Source organism: Lutispora sp. QWL-02 (assembly GCF_058315355.1).
The window spans coordinates 508873-527520 of record NZ_CM177762.1 but is presented as its reverse complement, the minus strand read 5'-3'; the positions used below and the strand labels follow the sequence as shown (position 1 = coordinate 527520).

Below are 18648 nucleotides of genomic sequence, written 5' to 3'. Positions count from 1 at the left end.
TTAAATCCTCCTGAAATAATAACCTACGCCTCTCTTGGTCTGAACATATTTGGCATTGCTGGGATCATCCTCAACTTTTTCCCTGAGCCGCCTCACAGTAACATCTACGGTTCGGACATCGCCATAATACTCATATCCCCAAACCTCTTCCAGCAGAGTCTCTCTGGAAAACACCTGCTCTGCATTGAGGGCTAAATATTTTAACAATTCAAACTCTCTAAGAGTGAGCTCAATTATCCTGTCTTCTTTTCTTACTTCATATTTATTCAGATCAATGACCAGATTGTTTGATTTTATTATCTGGCCCCCGGCTTCTGCACCATTATTTAAGAAGTTTACTCTTCTTATATTGGCCTTTACCCTTGCCAACAGCTCTCTGAAGCTGAAGGGCTTGGTCATATAGTCATCTGCGCCTAGCTCAAGACCCAGTACCTTGTCCACTTCTTCTTCTTTTGCGGTCAGCATTATTATTGGAGTATTTATGTTCTCCCTGAGCTTCTTACATACAGTAAAGCCATCCATAACCGGAAGCATTATATCAAGAATTATAAGATCAGGCTTGTGCTCATATGTACTGTCAATAGCTTGCTGTCCGTCCTCTGCAATGAAAACCTTATAGCCCTCTTTCTCCAGATTGTATTTTATTATATCTGCTATTGGCCTTTCATCGTCAACAACTAATATCTTGCTATTCATACATCAATACCCCTCTTTACAGTTATTTATATATTATTTCGGCATCACTGCCGCTAAGTTTACCTTAACTCTTTTTATTTCTATTGTACTATTTAATCCATATATGTGCAAAGTATTAAATTTTTTGTCGTATTAGGTCTATTTTCCTAGAAAAATAATCCAATTTTCGCATATTATTAGGGAAAAAAATGTCATATAATGAATTCAGATACTAAAAATACAATTGATACAAAACCAATTTGTGTCCCCCCGGATGCTGGAAAACAGGCAGGGGCCTGTTTTCTTTTTTGGGCTGTTTCTGATATTAACAATATTCTTAGTTTCAGGATTTTAGAATAGGTTATTCGGGCTGACCAACCTTTATATGAATTGGCGCCGATCAGCTATCGTATAAGGAAGCAAAAGCTTTATAAAAGTCATGTCCTGCTTTCAATTCCTTTAATAAATCCAATACTTCATGATTTCCCTTTCTATCGTAAATATCCTTCATTATCAGGAAAGATTTTCTGTAGGCCTTGTCACTGTCCAATGCCATAAAATTTCCGCGCAAATCTTCCAATGAGTATTCATCCTTAGAGTCCATAAACTGTCCCCATTCGGTGCCGTAAACATTGTATTCCTGGTATAAGGCCAGTCCTTCGGTAAACCATGTTTCCAGATTTCCTCCCGTCAGCTCGTCCACAACCAAATGAGTATACTCATGAAGAACCGGCCCATTTGTTTCATATTGCTCCAAAGTCAGGTCAAAAGCTTCAGGCACCACTAAATGAATCACGCCCATATTGTAAAGGCCCATAACAGTTTCTCCGTCCAAAGCCTTATTATAATCCCAAAATGCCTCCATGCTTCCATAGACGAATACGGGAATGTTTTTAGTTGGATAATAATTAAATTCTTTTCCCACCAAATCATAGCTTTTTTCCAGCAAGTTTCCCAATTCTTCCACCGTTTTTTCATCAGCGCCCCTGCTTTTCAATATAAAGTGAGGTTTATTCACTTCTTCTATGCTGGATGAAAGCTCCGTACTCTTATAGTATTCGAAAACCTTCAAAGCTTTATAGCCCGTTGACCTTGCAAGAATGTATGTCCTGCCGTCCATTAAAAAAAATAGCGCCAGCAATATTGTCAGCACTATATATGTTTTAAGAAATTTTCTTTTCATATCTGCATCACCACAGATATATTATACAATAAATTTTATGTCAACTTAACTGGTATTTTATAGAGCTTTTTTAGTGTCTGCGAGTACTTAAGATTTTGAGCAGATTTTTCGTCAGACAAGGCAAATTTTCGAAGGAATACTGGTGGTATTCCAAGAAAATTTAACGCAGTATGACGGAAAATCTGCCAAAAGATCAAGTGCAAGTAGACGCTAAAAAGGCTCTCAGTGGCAGCCTCCGCAAGTTCCGCAGCTTCCGCCGCAGCCTCCCTTTGAAGAGCCACCGGTTTGGCATTTTCCTTCAAATACCTGTCTTACATTTTTGCTTTGGCATTTGGGGCAAACCACTTTATCTTTATTATATGAGTTCACTATCTCAAAAAATTTTTCACCGCAATCATCGCATTTAAAATCCAATGCTGCCATGATAATCCTCTCCTTTTGATAAGCTTGATATTATTCACCTATTAATATTTACAGGCATATTATATTATATCATTTATTTTTTCGATGGGGGATTTCTATGAAAAAATTTTTTACGTTTACCAGAAGGATCGATCCTGAAATAAAATATGCAATATCTGTCAAGGGTGTGAAAAATATACCTTTGATTCTTCAGTTGAAGCATTACATAGACAATCCTACCAAAAGAAGATTAAGCCGGATGGGCTTTAAAATTAAATATGAAGTCAATTTTCTGAAATGTATTTGCGGAAGCTTGCCTGTCAGAAATTTCGACAGCCTTAAAGCTCTCGTAGAAATAAAAAAAATTTTTTATGACGATAAAGCCGAGATCATGGGAAGGATCATTCCCCAGTTAGAGAGCGTAAATAGCGGCATCGCCGTACAATCCCGGCTTTTAAACGGCCGGGCCGTATCCATGGCCTTTATAGATACAGGTGTAAAGCCCTTGCCGGCTTTCACAAAGCCAAGGCGGAGGATACTTGCTTTTAAGGATTTTATAACGGATAAAAAGGACCCCTTTGATGACAGCGGCCATGGGACTGCAGCCATAGCAGCCGCATCCGTGCTGGCCGCGGAGGCGGGCATAGTATGTGCCAGGGCCTTCGATATCAGCGGTCATGGATTCTACTCGGATATCATCGCTTCTATGGATTGGATTTTAGAATTAAAGGAAAAGCATAATATAAGGATTGCGGTATTAAATTTTGGTGCCAAGGTAAAAGATGATGCCTTTGATATTTTGGCTGCCGCTGCAGAAGCGCTGTGGAAAAGCGGGCTGCTTGTGGTTGCCTGTGCAGGGAACCTGGGTCCGGAAGCCGCTACCATCACAAGCCCAGGACATAATGCTAAGCTATTGACCATAGGGGCAATGGATACAGGCGGCGAGAAGCCTTCTGTATCCTCCTGGAGCAGCCGGGGCCCCGCATCAGGGAATATTGACAAGCCGGATCTGGTGATGCCGGGCTGCATCCCTTCAGAAAACCTGATCGGCACATCTGCTTCTGCAAGCATGGTCGCAGGTGTCGCGGCCATGCTGTATGAAAAAAAGCCCCAGCTTTCTCCCGATGATGCAAAAAGCTTGCTGAAGGTTTGCTGCGCATCCTTCGGAGCTCTTAAGCAATCACAGGGGAAAGGCTATATAAAGCTTGAAAAAATAGAGGAGCTATAAGTTTGGAGAGCTTGGGTATTCCTTTTAGGTCATGGGGAACGGAAACCACGGAAAGACACGGAATTTTGTGAAGAACCTTAGAGTAAGTTAACGAAGCGTAACGGACGCCAAGCAAGCTTTCCAGGTCACGGATGACCTTTGGGAAGCGTAGGGTTTTCTTAGGCTCAGCTCATAAGGGTCATCAATTTTTATATACTATACTTGACTATATATGGATGCTATTGCTTGTATAGCTAAATAAATGGTATGTATATTTGTATTCAGATATACATACCATTCTACTTATAGCTGCTGTATCAGCAAGCTCTTAACAACAAGTCTTTTTATAAATATTTCGTCGGGTTGACCGGACTGCCGTTCTTCCTTATTTCAAAATGCAGGTGAGGTCCGGTGCTTCTGCCTGTATTTCCTACTGCACCGATGGTTTGTCCCTTATATACTTTATCGCCTACCTTGACGCTTATCTTGCTCAAGTGGCCGTAATATGTGACAAAGCCTCCGCCGTGGTCAATCTTTATCAGCTTTCCATAACCTCCGCTTGACCCTGTATAGATTACCTCGCCTCCATCGGCAGCCTTTACCGGGGTGCCCACGGGAGCTCCAATATCTATTCCTTCATGGAGTCTTCCCCATCTTCTGCCGTATCGGGAGGTTATGCTTCCCCTGGCAGGGGTAGAAAAAGTTCCGGTGCCTTTTTTAGGAGGAGGAGCCTTGGTACCCTTTACCAAAATCTGATCCTTAGGCTGCTTTATTATTTTCTCCGACAAGATAACTCGACCTGTTTCAATGCCGTTGGCCTTGGTCACTTCAGCTTTAATTTCTTTTTCGCCGTATTCACCTTTTACTCTTATTTGAGTCTGGTCCTTATACATGCTGCTGCTGAGTTCCAGCTTTTGTTCATATGGTATTTTATCGATATATGTAACATCTTCAACAGTTTTCACTCTGATCAAAGATTTTGGGACCACTAGGTTTATTTCTTGGCCTATTTTAATCTTTTCCGGGTTTGCTCCGGGGTTAGCCTTCTGCAAATCCTCTATACTTATGTCATATTTCCTTGATATGCTCCAAAAGCTTTCTCCTGATTCAACCTTATGTACTCGTATTTCGCTGGTGCCCTTTATGATGAAATCCGTCGCATCTCCTGTGCCCATAGAGCTGGAAGCATCAGCGAACTCTTCCTTGATCTCAACCTTCTCAAAAAAGCTCGTTTCCTTCACTCTGCTGCGATCCAGACCTTTGAGAAAATATTCTTCCACATCCGATAAAACTTTGTCTGCCTCATCCTTTGTTTTCAAGGTGACTACGGGCTTATCATCCGCATATATTACAGCAGCTTTTACCGCATAGCTCATATGCTTTTTTAATTGGCCCTCTAATACGCTGCCCTCTAAAAGTTCCTTTTTAGAAGCCTTTATTTTTTCATAGGAGATCTGATCCTTAAAGGCGACTGCCGCATCATTTTCTTTTTCAAATTCTTGCTTTAAAGCTTCAATAGCAGCTTCTGCTGTTTTCTTATCCTTTACCTTTGCTACTTGTTTTCCATTAATCATTACCCCAAAGGCCGTATTGGCAAAGATTAAATATGTAATGGTTATCAATATGACAACTAAAGCCCCTCCTGTTGCCATAAACCTTTTGGTGTTGACCACTTTCATAGTAAATTTTTTATTGCCTGTGGCCGGCTTTATATTAAACTTAGACAAAGTCTTTTTTATGTCTAGCTTTGACATGCTTCCTTTGGATTTCGCAAACCATTCGGATGCGTGCTGTTTCAGGTTTTTAATCTTCTGCTTCAACTTAGTAAAATTATCCCCGTCTCCCCCCATCAATGCATCTCCTTCCTTAACATCGCTCTTTATATTTTATACCATACAAGCTTGTTATTCAACCAAATATTAACGTAAAAATCTTCCTGCTTGTCTATATAATATTCTTTATTTCTTGAAATTATACCCTTTGGTATTATTTCACATATAAAGGTAATGCAGCATTATCTTATCGATGTTATGAAAGTGCCTGATTTTAGAGGATATGAATAAAATTTTACATATCAGCATTACATGTCTGAATCCGCTATAACTTAACTCGTTGTTCTGGCTGATAAAAGAGTATTTTGTGAAGAGGCTTAGCGTTTGTTAGTTTTGACGCAGCCCTATACAAGCTTACAAAGTCTTAGCCTTGAAGCTTTATACTTGTTATCATCTAGAACAACAGATTAATTAGAAGCTTCAGACATGCTGCTGTATCATAGAGATGAAATAGATAAAATACTATAAATTATTTGATTCTTGCTATGGCTTCAATCTCAATTTGGGCGCCCTTGGGAATAGCAGCTACCTGTACGCATGAACGTGCAGGAGCAGACCCACCGAAGAATTCCGCATAAGCTTCATTAACTGCAGCAAAATTAGATAGATCTGCTACAAAAATTGTTGTCTTGATGACCTTGCTAAGTCCTGTTCCTGCTTCTTCGAGGATTGCGCCGATATTTCTTATGCACTGACGCGTCAATTCTTTGATGTCACCTTCTGCAAAATTTCCTGTTGCAGGATTAATCGGAAGCTGTCCTGATACAAAAACCAAATTGTCAACAACAACCCCTTGGGAATATGGGCCTATAGCCGCTGGTGCATTATTTGTTTTTATACTTGCCATAATATACATCCTTTACTTTTTTATTTTAAAGCATTATGCTTTAATGTGCTCTTAATACAATGAATATATGCTTCTATACAAGCATTAGCTTTTCCTGCCGCCCATCAAGGAAATCAACGGTGCCATCCTTGCAGATATCTTCCTCAAGATACATAAATACAAGCTGGCCATCCCAAAGCTTGATATTGTCGGAAACATTAAGTTCCAACGCGTAGCAGGTCTTGTCTTCGATGGGTCTTTCCCCGGCACCGGGAATAAGCTCCTGTTTGCCATACTGGCCTATCCTGGGGCCTGAGCCATGGCCAAATGTACCCAGGGGATGGGTATATATCATGGAGTTAATGCCCTCAGCTTTAGCAGTATTGATAGAATTAAAGAATGCATCATTTCCCGTTGCACAGACCTTTATGTTCTCTCTAACTATATCCTGGAGCCTGTTTCCTTTAGCAAGAAGGTCCTCGAATTCCTTGGGAGCCTCTGTTTCTCCATCCTTGAGTATATAGGCCACCCATTGCATGTCTGTATGCAGCTGCACATAAATACCGTTTATGCCTACATCACAATGAATAAGATCCCCGGGAAGGATAACTTCGTTGAACATTCGCGAAACATTGCTGCCTTTGCGCTGAAGGTCAATATCTGGTCCAAACCAATAGAGAAATCCCAGGCGGTTGATAACATCACGCATGAACCACTCAATATCAGTTGTTGTGGTTTCGCCTACTTTAATGAACTGTTTAGAGAAAGAGTAGTTAACGATATCATGTGTTATGTTGACAAGTGTCTTCATCGTTTCTTTCTCCATAGGAGAAACTCTCTGGAGCCAGCGTACTGTAAGAGGTTCACCATCGCAGAGCTTTGCAGCGTTTTCCCCGAGAGCATCTTTCAATTGCTCATACATTGTGGAGGAAAGACCATCACAAAAGCCATCTATTAAACTCCTGTTAAGAGCTATCTTTGAAGGATTGCATTCCTTGACAATTCTGCTGATGGCTTCCCAGACACTTTCATTTGCCCCCTGCACTCTTTCGTAAATGCTTTCCATCTCGGAAGAATACGAACCTATTACCATCTTGCGGATGGCACCATTTTCTTTATTACGATGGAATGCAAGTATTCCGATCCTTCTTGAATCATACATATCCCATGGATATAGTGTTTTAAGTATGGGATCTTTACAATTTTCTCTTGCTGCTATTATCCAGAAGTCCATTCCGGATTTCTCCATTGCCCATGGTAGTATGACCTCAAGTCTTTCCTTCAGGATCCTTGTGCTCAATTCAGCCTGTTTTTTTATGGGCAAAAGACCGGCAGCCTCCATTTTTGCTTCAATTGTTTTCATTAAGGCTTCGTGCATTTTCAAATACACTCCTTTTAATTAAATTTCTATAAGATCTTTACAGGCGCCTGTAAGGTTAATACATCCATTTTCGGTTATTATTATATCATCCTCTATTCGTACGCCGCCCCAACCGGGAATATATATGCCAGGCTCCACAGTCATTGTCATCCCCGGCTTCAAGGTAATATCACCCTGGGTGTTTTGAGCGAAGCGCGGAGCTTCGTGTATATCCAAACCAAAGCTGTGACCCAGACCGTGCCCGAAATATTTGCCATAGCCGGCTTTTTCTATGACATCGCGGGCAGCTTTATCCGCCTGTCGTCCGGTTATACCTACTCTCACCATATTTATTGCAGCTTGCTGTGCAGAATGAACTATGGAGTATATTTCTTTTTGTTTAGCATTAGCCTTGCCCAGGCATACGGTGCGTGTAACGTCCGACCAGTATCCGCCGCAGTTACATCCAAAGTCCATCGTTATAAAATCGCCGTTTCTCACCTTGCGTGCACCTGCAATGCCGTGTGGCAATGAACCGTGCTCGCCGCTCGCCACAATAAATCTTTCAGCCATCCTCTCAACTTCCGGGAACTTTCGCATATAGCTTTGCAGCTCCAAGTCTATTTCCGCTTCTGTCATACCCTCGCGTATCTGTGTGATGACATGCTCAAAGGCAAGATCGGTTATCTCGCAGGCGCGCCGTATTCTGGAAAGCTCTGCATCATCCTTTATCATTCGAAGATTAACTATTTGATCATCTATGCCTGACAATATTTGTACGCCGCTGATAATGCGAAGAGCGTCAGCAAAGCGCAGCGTCATGAAGTCTCTCTCCACTCCCAGCTTGCCTATTTTTTTCTCCTTCAAATAAGCAAGTACATCATCCTCACCTTTTATAGGTATGATCTCATATCCGTTACATTCACCCTGAGCCTGTTCTATATAGCGAAAATCCGAAAAAAAAATTTTTGAGATTGGAGTTATAAGTACATAGCCTGCGCTGCCTGTAAAACCGCTTAAATATCTCCTATTTGCAGGGCAGTATATAAGTGCGGCATCAAGATCCGCTTCTGCTGCAAATTTCTGCACATAGTTACTTTTTCTCATTTTATCACCTTTCCATGCTGACTCTCAACTACAAGCCTTTGCCTATACCGGCCCCACAAGATAGGAAGCCCCCGCCCAAATGGGGGGGAGCTGTGTTTATACAAGATAATTTTAGAAGTAGAAATCCTCAATCTTGAGCTGACCGTCGTCATATACACCAAATCCTTGAATATTGGCATTGTATACTACGACTTCTTCAGGGCACTGGAGGAATACGCAGGGGACTTCTTCCCAAACTATTTCTTGGGCCTCAAAATATGCATTTTTCCTGACCTCCGGATCTGTGGAGGAACGGCCAAGTTGCAGAAGCTCATCGACCTTCTTATTTGTATAGAAGGACATGTTGCCGCCTGCTCCATGCATAGAAGAGTGGAAAGAGGCATAAAGAGAATAATCCGGATCTCCTGTATCCGATGTCCAGCCAAGCCCGAACATCTCAAGATTGCCTCCGATTACCTTATCAATAAATGCGCCGCGTTCAAGGGTCTCGATATTGACCTTTACTCCTATTTCTGATAACTGTGCCTGAGCCATTTCAGCAGTATCAAGGCGTTCCTGGTTTTGATCACATGAGATAGTAATTTCAAGACCATTTGGATATCCAGCCTCTGCCAAGAGGGCTTTTGCCTTCTCAATGTTGTATTCGTGAGGAGCCAGCTTATCATTAAAGGACCATACAACACTGCTCATAGGAGCAGACGCAATTGATCCGACACCTTGATAAACAACGTTGAAAATAGCTTCCTTATTTATTGCCATATTGATAGCCTGTCTTACCTTGATGTTATCAAAAGGAGCTTTTTTGCAATTGAAGCAAAGGAAGTTGATTCTGGAAGCCTGGCGCCTGAATACCTTGACATCTTTATTTGACTCAAGACGGCTAAGCTCGGAAGCCTGCACATCAATAGAAACATCTATCCCTCCTGTTTCAACTTCGATGGAACGGCTTGCGATCTCAGGTATGCTTCTAAATACCACATTCTTTATTTTAGGTTTATTACCCCAGTAATCTTCGTTGGCTATAAGGTCTATGCGGTCACCGGTTGTCCAGCTTACAAACTTGTAAGGGCCTGTTCCTACAGGATTCTGACCGACCTTATCTCCTGCCTCTGTATAAGCTTTCTCATTTACAATTGACATAACAACGTGACCAAGGTGGTTTAGAATAGGTCCAAATGGCTCAGTCATCTTCATTTCAAAGGTGTAATCATCGATAACCTTAGATTTTTCAAAGTCGATGGTTGCTCTGATAGATTCAGCGTGGGGAGATTGAGCAATTTGGGAAAAAGAGAAGGCTACATCGCTTGCTTTAAACTCCTCACCGTTATGGAACTTAACGCCCTTTCTCAGGTGAAAGATATAGGTTGTGTCATCAACAATTTCCCAGCTCTCTGCAAGGCCCGGTGCTACGTTGCCCTCATCATCACGAGTAACAAGGGTATCAAAAATGCAGCTTGCCACACGTCCTGCAGGGGAATCTGTCGTACCGTAAGGATCAAGGGATTTGGCATCTGCTCCCTGAGCAATTATGATTGTATCTTTTACTTCTTTGGGAGTATCAGTGCCGGAATCAGGTGCATTTGTCTTTGCACTGCAGCCTACCGTCAATACCATGGCAATGGCAAGCATGACTGCAAGTACGTTTCTGAACTTTTTCATATACATTCTCCTTTTCATTTTTAGTATTTATAAAACAGCCTTGTATGCTGGTTTAATAAAAAATCAATATAGATGGCATGCTACAAAATGCCCCGGCTCAAGCTCCTTAAGCTCAGGCTGCAATTTTAAACACTCAGGCTTTGTATAAAGGCAGCGAGGTGCGAAACGGCATCCGGGAGCAGGATCTATGGGAGAAGCTATTTCCCCTTTAAGCAGTATGCGCTCTCTCCTGACATTGACTTTTGCTATCGGTATAGCAGAAAGAAGCGCTTGAGTATAGGGATGGAACTGCTTTTCAAAAAGCCTGTCAGAGGAGCACTTCTCCACTAGTGTACCTAAATACATAACGCAAATATTATCGGATATATGCTTAACCACTGAAAGATTATGTGTGATGAATATATAAGTAAGGCCTCTTTGTTCCTGCAGATCCTGCATAAGATTGAGTATCTGTGCCTGAATGGAAACATCAAGGGCAGAAACCGGCTCGTCGCAGACAATAAACTTTGGCTCCAATGCGAGAGCACGCGCTATGCCGATTCTCTGCCGGCGTCCTCCGTCAAGCTCATGGGGATATGAATCAGCAAGACGCTCTGCAAGCCCCACCGTTTCCATTATTTCGAGAACCGCTTTCTCCTGCTTTATCTTGTCACCGTCGTACATATTATGGATTATCATAGGCTCCACAATTATGCTTTTGACAGTCATGCGGGGATTTATGGAAGAGAAAGGATCCTGAAATATCATCTGCATATCCTTTCTGGATTCCTTAAGCCTATCACCGCTGATATTGGTTATATCCTTATCCTCAAAGAAAATCTTCCCCTCGGTCGGCTCGAGAAGATGAATAATGCAGCGGCCAAGGGTAGATTTGCCACAGCCTGATTCTCCTACAATACCCAGCGTTTCGCCTCTTTCTATTGAGAAGGAAACATCGTCTACAGCGTGGAGGAGCCCTTTTGGGGTTTTGAAATATTTTTTGAGATTTTCTACTCTAAGCAGTTCAGACATTATTCGTTCCCTCCTTTCTCAAAATTGAAGCATTTTACAAAATGTCCCGCCTCTACTTCTATATCAGGGGGATTCTGTGTTTTGCATTTCTCGCAAGAATACTTGCAGCGAGGTTCAAAACTGCAGCCCCTAGGAAGATTTGCAGGGTCAGGCATAAGTCCCGGAATAGGGCTAAGCCTGTCCGCTTTAGACTCAATATCCGGGATGGAACCAAAAAGTCCCTTTGTATATGGGTGGCATGTGTTATCATAAATTTGTATGAGTGAACCATATTCCACTATTTCACCAGCATACATAATGGCAACTTTGTCACACACTTCCACAACAACACCAAGATCATGGGTTATCAGGATCATGGATGTATTTTTCTCTCTTTTTAGTTTTGAGATAAGGTCAAGAACCTGTGCTTGAATGGTAACATCCAATGCAGTGGTGGGTTCATCCGCCAAAAGCAGCTCCGGGTTGCAGGAAAGAGCTATGGCAATAATAACACGCTGCTTCATCCCGCCCGAAAACTGATGAGGGTATTCTGAGTAGCGCTCTCCGGGAATACCAACAAGCTCAAGCATTTCCTTTGCCTTTAAAGTAGCGTCAGCATATGAAAGCTTTTCATGGATACGAAAACTTTCTGCGATCTGATCTCCTACTGTAACAACAGGATTTAAAGAAGTCATAGGATCTTGAAATATCATAGATATCTTTTTACCGCGAATAGCTCTGAGCTTATGCTTATTGAGCTTTAGAAGGTCCTGACCCTGAAAAATGATTTCTCCTTCAGTAACTATTCCGGGAGGATCAGGTATAAGTCCCATAATGCCTAAAGCAGTGGTAGTTTTACCTGCCCCCGTTTCACCAACAAGACCAAGAGTTTCACCCCGGGACAAGGTAAGATTAAGCCCGTTTACAGCCTCAACAGTACGCTCATCGGTTTTATATTGAATAGTAAGGTTTTTTATTTCAATAATATTGTCATTGTCCATTCTACTGTGACCTCCTTAGTTCTTAAGTCGAGGATCTAACGCATCACGCAATCCATCACCCAGTACATTCAAAGCAAAGATAGTTATCATAATTGCAACTCCCGGGAAGGTGGCCATATGCCAGTAAGCTCTGATGTACTGCCTTGCGGATGAAAGCATAGAGCCCCACTCCGGTGTAGGAGGTTGTATGCCAAGTCCAAGGAAGCTCAATGCAGAAGCGGAAAGTATAGCGCCTGCCATACCCAAGGTTGCCTGAACAATAATTGGTGCAAGGCAGTTAGGTATGATATGTTTGAGAATAATTCTCGAATCTGAGGCGCCTATACACTGTGCTGCTTCTATATACTCCTGATCCTTTATGGTAAGGACAGAAGCGCGAACAACACGAGCATACCCCGGAATATCAGCAATAGCAATGGCTATTACCAGATTAAACAAGCCTGGCTTGAGGGCCGCCGCAAGGGATATTGCAAGGAGCATACCCGGAATGGCCATGAGAATATCCATAGCACGCATGAGCATATTGTCCACTTTTCCGCCATAGTATCCGGAAATAGCACCAAGCAACCCTCCAAAGATGATTGCCGCAATGATTGAAGAAAACCCAACTATGAGGGATATGCGGCTGCCGTAAATAATACGGCTGAGTATATCACGGCCAAAATTGTCAGTGCCAAGAAGATGCTGTTTGCTGGGAAACTCAAATGTGTGGCTGTAATCCTGAAGATCATAAGGATAGGGGGCAATGTAATCTGCAAATATTGCACAAATTATCAGAGCAGCAAGTGTTATGAGAGCAAACATTGCACTTTTATTCTTTTTCAAGCGATGCCAGGCATCATTCCAAAAACCTTTTTTTGGACCTTTTTTGTTACGCTTCCACATTCTTTTTGGGCCCCCTTTTCCTGGACAGTTTGTACTGGGACTTAATCCTGGGATCAATAAATCCATATAATATATCTACCAAAAGATTACAAATACTAAAAGACAGAGCAAGTAAAAGAACACCGCCCTGCACGACAGGGTTGTCTCTCATATTTATACTGTCTATGATAAACTTTCCAAGGCCGGAAATTGCAAATACAGATTCGATAAGCACAGAGCCGCCGAGGAGTGTGCCAAAACGCATCCCAATTACTGTAATAACAGGTATCATAGCATTTTTAAGTGCATGATATATAATAACTACACGTTCATTTTGCCCTTTTGCCCTTGCTGTTCGTATATAATCCTGGCGAATTACCTCAAGCATGCTGGATCTGGTCATTCTCATGATTGTAGCGGAGCTCGAAAGACCCAGCGTAAGCGAAGGAAGAATCCAGTACTTCCACCCGTAGGAACCTGATGCCGGCAGCCATCTCAGATATACCGAGAATATTATTACCGCCATAAGCCCCGCCCAAAATGTCGGCATGGATACTCCTATCAAGGATATGCTTGTTGCTATCTTGTCAAATATCGAATATTGCTTGGTGGCGGAGATTATACCCATAGATACTCCCACAATTACCGAAATTGCAACGCTGAGTGTTGCTAAAAGTATTGTAGTCGGGAACCTCTCCAAAATTTCATCTATTACCGGTTTCTTAGATGCATAGGAGTTGCCAAGATCGAAGTCAAATACCAGGTCTTTTATATAGCGCAATAGCTGCACAAAATAAGAATCATTGAGCCCTAAAGTTTCGCTGAGTTCTTCAACTGCCGAAGCTGATGCCGCTTCACCAAGAATCATTCTAGCAGGATCACCAGGCGTCATATACATAATTGTAAAAACAATTATGATAACTCCGAGAAGCACGGGTATCATCATCAGAAGTCTTTTACCAATATACCTTAACAAATTGTTCACTCCTTAAAATGGTTTAAATACTTATTATTTGACACCTTTTTTTTCTGCAAGTTTTATAAGAGCCTTTCTCATTCGTATTACAGCCTCCCGAAGCTGATCTTCATTGAGAGCGCCGTGAACAATGCGCACATGCCCCCTTCCCTCGTTCCCATAGGGAGCACCTGAGTTTATCGCTACAAGCGCCTCATCATTAAGGTAGGACGTTATTTCACTTCCTGTGCCCAAACGGGAAACGTCCACCCAGGATAGAAAACCTGACTCTGACATGATCATAGAAACACCGGGTACATCGTGAAGAAGCTCATATACGATTTTTCTGCGTCTGTCAAAGCTTTGAAAATAAGACTCCATAAAGCTGTCATCACGCAAAGCGGCAATGGCTCCCAGCTGTGCGGTTGTATTTGCGGCGCCGATCACGGTAACGGCTGTTCCATACATCTTGTCAATGACCTTGGCATCGGCAACTATATACCCCACACGCAAACCGCTTAGCCCCATACCCTTTGAAATGGAAAATACGGAAACGGTACGCTCCCACATACCCGGAAGAGCAGCTATCGAAACCATCTCTATACCGTCGAAGCATGGCTGTTCAAAAGCCTGATCGACTACAACGACCAAATCATTTTTTATTGCAAAATCCGCAAGGCTGGAAAGCTTTTCCCGGCGATAAACAGCAGTCGTCGGATTGTTGGGATTTGTCAGGACGATCATCTTTGTTTTTGGTGTGAGTCTTTTTTCAAATTCCTCAATCCTAAACTGATAGCCATCTTCTGCATAAACAGGTATGCGGACCACTTTACCGCCCATAATCTCTGTATTTTGAAAATTATTGGGGTAGCTGGGGTCTATTATCATCACTTCATCGCCTTTGTCTATAAAGAGAAGCATGGCGAAGAACAGGCCGGAATCGGATCCGGGTGTGATAAGAATATTTCTTTGTGGTTCGACTTCCATTCCATTTATCTTTTTAAGTTTTTTTGCTATTTCTACCTTAAGCTCACTATTGCCGATAGGCGCAGTATAATGGCTGGCAAAGCCGCTGTTGATAGAATCTGTCATTGCTTGTGCTACATGAGGCGGAATAGATGGATGGGGATAGAAAGGATCAGCCCACATCATTAGTGCCACGCCACGTTCGCCCATCTTGAGGACTGCATCACCTACGTCTGCTTTTTCTACTGCTGAAAAAAGTCCCCCCTCGGCTTTTTGAAAAGCCGGTGTCATTTTTTTTACAATCATCCCATTATCTTTCCTTTCAATTTTGCTTCTATTTCAATAAGTTTAATTTAAAATATTATTCTAACTGATAACAATTATGCTGTTTCAGAGGCTAAGAGTTTGTAAGCTTTATAAGACCAATATCAGCCAATATTTCAAAAAACTCTTCAGCATAATTGCTGCATTCCACTCCGGTCTGAAAATAAACTCGGCGTGCAATATCCGCTGCAGTTCTTTTACCGTCAGCTTCATAAACTAAATAATCATCCAAGGAAGGATACCCGGGATATTTGCTGCGCAAGCCATAGAGTTTTTTCTTTTCTTGGAAGGTCATGTCTCCTATTATGCTCCTCATCGCAAGAGGAGCCTTGAATAATCTAAGGGGAATGGGAGAGGATGACAAAGGATTTTTTTCTCCTCTTTTAAAGTAAATCTGTTCAAGGCGGAGAAAAAGTTTCTTTTCATCCTCGATCACCGATGAAATCTGACAGAACTCTTTTTCATTAAAAAGAGATAAAATACGGTTGAGGGTCGCAAAATATATATCCCTAATATAATCGCAGCGTTCTCTGGCATCACTGCAAGCCTTGTTTCTTCTCAAGCTGTTTATATACTGAAAAAATCGGTCAGAAACCTCAGGTATTACAGCTTCTGCATCTTCCACGGTAAACCTTGAATATATGTAGCAATATGAGCCTGCTAAAGCCGCAGAACGGCGAAGCATTTTCGGATCAATATGATCAATGCTGTCGGCACTTGTGTGATAGGTCTTATCCGGCCACTGCGTTAGTGCAACAGTAGGAATGTCTACAGTAGGATCAGAAAGAATATAATGATCACTGCCAAAAGCAAATGGCACCTTAACACCCATAAAAAGGGGGACATATCTGTCCTTACCCCCAAAGCTGCATTCCTTTGACAGCTCTCCCATAATGATCGATGAAAGATCCCCGGAGAAGGAATGAGCACAATCGGGCGTATCAACAATAATGGTTGGACCTGCTTTGCCGTTCTGACAGCCTGCTACCATGTCAAGATTTATACCCGCCACTATCTTAGAGAGCCTGTCCTCGTTTTCCTTAAGAAATGCATATGTGCCTGTAAACTCTGGTATCAGCAGCAACCTTATTGTCCTGTGCGGGCGAGGAAGAGTACCATCTGCGATAAGCCTTCCAAGGGCGCACATTGCTTCCATAGCCGCTGCCACACCGGAAGCGTTATCATTTACGCTGGAGCGCGGGTGGCACAAGTGGGCTACCATCAATATTTCCTCATCCGTATCACCATGGATAACAGCATCAACGTTTTCTATAAAGCCCTCCGTCAAAGTTGAAGAAACCTTAAAGCGCGCCGTAGGCCTTCTTTCTTCAGCTGCCATAGCTATGCAAGCTTCACGAAGCCTTTTGCCGCTATAGGGTGATATGGCAAAGCCGCAAAGCTTATTCTCCTGTTCCTCACTATAAATATGAAAACTGAGATTTGCATGGGAATAAGCCATTTCCTCATCCTCACTCATATTTATGCGTACAGGCTTTATTTCCGGCATGGACACGGTTATAATGCCCAGCGCACCTAAGTCTATGGCACGGTTATACCATTTGTCAAAATCATTTTCCACAAAGAGTAAAGCTCCTGCAAGGGAAGTATTAAAATCTGCCGGAGCAATATTATTCTCTACATATATGATTGTGATATCCTTATTTGAAAAATCCATACTTGCACTGCGCTGTATAATGGACATTTCCTCGCGGTTAAAATCAGAAAGGCGCTCCTGCCATGGCAAGGTAATTTCCAGCCACCCTTCTGTGCAATTCCATTCCTTAAAGAGCTTCTGGGTAAAGCAGAGAGTCCTTCCATCGGCAGGATAGCTGTGAATGCAAACATCCAGGCCGTTTTCCCGCAGAATACCAGCTGTACACTCTGCAGCAGCTCTGTATCCCTGTGAGGCCTGTATCCTATGAAAAGCGGAGACTTCTCTGACAAAGCTCATTGCCTCACCATCGCTGCAGGCATCATTTATGACCTCTATGCATCTTTGCAAAGTAAATGCCGCGTTGGATTTTACCATTTCAGGGCCTCCTTCTATACGAAGATTTATACTGAATTATTATTCATCAGTATAGCACAGCTTGTCTCTAAAGCAATGGAAACAGGAGAATTCAGAATACTCGCCAGTCACTAATTATGCAACAAAAAAGCATCCCTTTTACAAGTACCAACTTGTATTTAACTCAGATAGATGATAAAATTATTAAATAAATATCATGGTGAAGGGGGGCAGCAGCTTGGACAATATTGTCAGTAAAATACACAGATTAAATACAGTATTTAGTAGATCTGCAACCACATTTATACCACTTGACGCACTTTGTGATGAACTTTGCGGTATAATAGGTTGCAATATCTATCTTTTTAATACTAATGGGCATATATTTGCTTACTCAGTTGCACAAAAGTTTCTTTGTCCATATACGAAGTGCTCCCTTGAAAATGAAGAACTCCCTCAGTACTATATGGATTTTTTCAGTAAAAACAACATGAGCATTACAGATATGTATGAGGAGCACCCAAAATGCACCTATGCAGATGTGAAACACTGTCTTTTCAGAAACAGATACTACTCTATGTATCCAATATTTTCTGCATTTAAAAAAGTAGCAGGTATATTATTCATAAGATATGAAGAACCTTTTTCCGAGTCAGACAAGATTTTGTGCGAGTACACTTGTGCAATAGTCTCGATAGAAATGTTGCGGCAGGAACAGGAGAAAATACAGCACCTCTCTATGGAGGCTGCCAAGGCCAAGCTGGCTGTAAACTCCCTTACATTCAGCGAGAAAAAAGCCGCCCGCGCTATTTTGGAGGCCATCAAGGGAGATAGCGGTGAGGTCTTTCTCAATTCTATTGCATGCAAAACTTATACAACCCCATCTACAGTATCCGGGGCCCTTAAAAAGCTTGAGCTGGCAACTTTGATAGTTACAAGAACAAGGGGGGTAAAGGGTAAATATATAAAAATACTCAATCAAAATCTGCGAAGTGAGCTTGAAGAATACGAAAGAAATCCGCGCACAATTTCCTGATAATTGCTATTGATTATTGGAATAAATCAGAAAAGGAACAGCCTTATAATTAATATATAAATATAAGCAATACTTATAATACAATCTATAAAATATAATGCACCATATATTGGTGCATTATATTTTATAAACTTATATGATTTTTATATTTTTATTGGCAATAATTCATATAAAAGGCTATTGAACTATACAATTTTTTTGATGAGAAAAGCATTTGCCGGACAAACTACAAAGCAAGTAGGATTATCAGAAT

The 18648-nt window shown here is 41.8% G+C and carries 16 protein-coding genes; 2 read left to right on the top strand and 14 right to left on the bottom strand.

Translation table 11 applies throughout. From position 1 onward, the window contains the following. The 3 genes from AC4HCY_RS02270 to AC4HCY_RS02260 form a co-directional block, all read right to left on the bottom strand. Complete coding sequence (locus AC4HCY_RS02270; RefSeq protein WP_255228935.1) at window positions 1-696, bottom strand: response regulator; 696 nt, start codon at window positions 694-696, stop codon at window positions 1-3. Between the two features lie 379 nt (window positions 697-1075). After that, on the bottom strand, window positions 1076-1858 hold the full coding sequence (locus AC4HCY_RS02265; protein WP_491095301.1) for a peptidase MA family metallohydrolase: 783 nt from the start codon (window positions 1856-1858) through the stop codon (window positions 1076-1078). A 222-nt stretch (window positions 1859-2080) separates the two neighbouring features. Beyond that, window positions 2081-2281 (bottom strand): FmdB family zinc ribbon protein, encoded by a 201-nt coding sequence (locus AC4HCY_RS02260; RefSeq protein ID WP_323432387.1) that lies wholly within the window; start codon window positions 2279-2281, stop codon window positions 2081-2083. Between the two features lie 97 nt (window positions 2282-2378). Between AC4HCY_RS02260 and AC4HCY_RS02255 the strand changes: the two genes are divergently transcribed. After that, window positions 2379-3488, top strand: a complete 1110-nt coding sequence (locus AC4HCY_RS02255) for a S8 family serine peptidase (RefSeq protein WP_491095300.1) — start codon at window positions 2379-2381, stop codon at window positions 3486-3488. 323 nt (window positions 3489-3811) lie between these two features. Here the strand turns inward: AC4HCY_RS02255 and AC4HCY_RS02250 are convergent, their stop codons facing one another. The 11 genes from AC4HCY_RS02250 to AC4HCY_RS02200 form a co-directional block, all read right to left on the bottom strand. Beyond that, window positions 3812-5317, bottom strand: a complete 1506-nt coding sequence (locus tag AC4HCY_RS02250) for a LysM peptidoglycan-binding domain-containing M23 family metallopeptidase (protein ID WP_323432385.1) — start codon at window positions 5315-5317, stop codon at window positions 3812-3814. A gap of 451 nt (window positions 5318-5768) precedes the next feature. Then, window positions 5769-6146: a RidA family protein gene (locus tag AC4HCY_RS02245; RefSeq protein WP_323432384.1), complete on the bottom strand. Its 378-nt coding sequence runs from the start codon at window positions 6144-6146 to the stop codon at window positions 5769-5771. A 73-nt stretch (window positions 6147-6219) separates the two neighbouring features. Beyond that, window positions 6220-7503 (bottom strand): M24 family metallopeptidase, encoded by a 1284-nt coding sequence (locus AC4HCY_RS02240; RefSeq protein WP_491095299.1) that lies wholly within the window; start codon window positions 7501-7503, stop codon window positions 6220-6222. Window positions 7504-7524: 21 nt separating this feature from the next. Beyond that, window positions 7525-8592, bottom strand: a complete 1068-nt coding sequence (locus AC4HCY_RS02235) for a M24 family metallopeptidase (RefSeq protein ID WP_491095298.1) — start codon at window positions 8590-8592, stop codon at window positions 7525-7527. A 111-nt stretch (window positions 8593-8703) separates the two neighbouring features. Then, on the bottom strand, window positions 8704-10251 hold the full coding sequence (locus tag AC4HCY_RS02230; RefSeq protein ID WP_491095297.1) for a glutathione ABC transporter substrate-binding protein: 1548 nt from the start codon (window positions 10249-10251) through the stop codon (window positions 8704-8706). 63 nt (window positions 10252-10314) lie between these two features. Continuing rightward, the gene (locus AC4HCY_RS02225) at window positions 10315-11262 is read right to left on the bottom strand and encodes an ABC transporter ATP-binding protein (RefSeq protein WP_491095296.1); all 948 of its coding nucleotides are present in this window, start codon (window positions 11260-11262) and stop codon (window positions 10315-10317) included. Beyond that, a complete protein-coding gene (locus AC4HCY_RS02220; protein WP_323432379.1) occupies window positions 11262-12242 on the bottom strand; it encodes an ABC transporter ATP-binding protein in 981 nt (326 codons plus the stop codon). The genes AC4HCY_RS02225 and AC4HCY_RS02220 overlap by 1 nt, the downstream gene beginning before the upstream one ends. A gap of 15 nt (window positions 12243-12257) precedes the next feature. Further along, window positions 12258-13127: an ABC transporter permease gene (locus AC4HCY_RS02215; RefSeq protein WP_323432378.1), complete on the bottom strand. Its 870-nt coding sequence runs from the start codon at window positions 13125-13127 to the stop codon at window positions 12258-12260. After that, a complete protein-coding gene (locus AC4HCY_RS02210) occupies window positions 13114-14082 on the bottom strand; it encodes an ABC transporter permease (protein WP_323432377.1) in 969 nt (322 codons plus the stop codon). Before AC4HCY_RS02210 ends, AC4HCY_RS02215 begins: the two co-directional genes overlap by 14 nt. A gap of 33 nt (window positions 14083-14115) precedes the next feature. Beyond that, complete coding sequence (locus AC4HCY_RS02205) at window positions 14116-15333, bottom strand: pyridoxal phosphate-dependent aminotransferase (protein ID WP_491095295.1); 1218 nt, start codon at window positions 15331-15333, stop codon at window positions 14116-14118. 91 nt (window positions 15334-15424) lie between these two features. Further along, a complete protein-coding gene (locus AC4HCY_RS02200) occupies window positions 15425-17380 on the bottom strand; it encodes a DUF4910 domain-containing protein (RefSeq protein WP_491095294.1) in 1956 nt (651 codons plus the stop codon). A gap of 217 nt (window positions 17381-17597) precedes the next feature. Between AC4HCY_RS02200 and AC4HCY_RS02195 the strand changes: the two genes are divergently transcribed. Continuing rightward, on the top strand, window positions 17598-18395 hold the full coding sequence (locus AC4HCY_RS02195; protein ID WP_323432374.1) for a hypothetical protein: 798 nt from the start codon (window positions 17598-17600) through the stop codon (window positions 18393-18395). The last annotated feature ends 253 nt before the right edge of the window (window positions 18396-18648 follow it).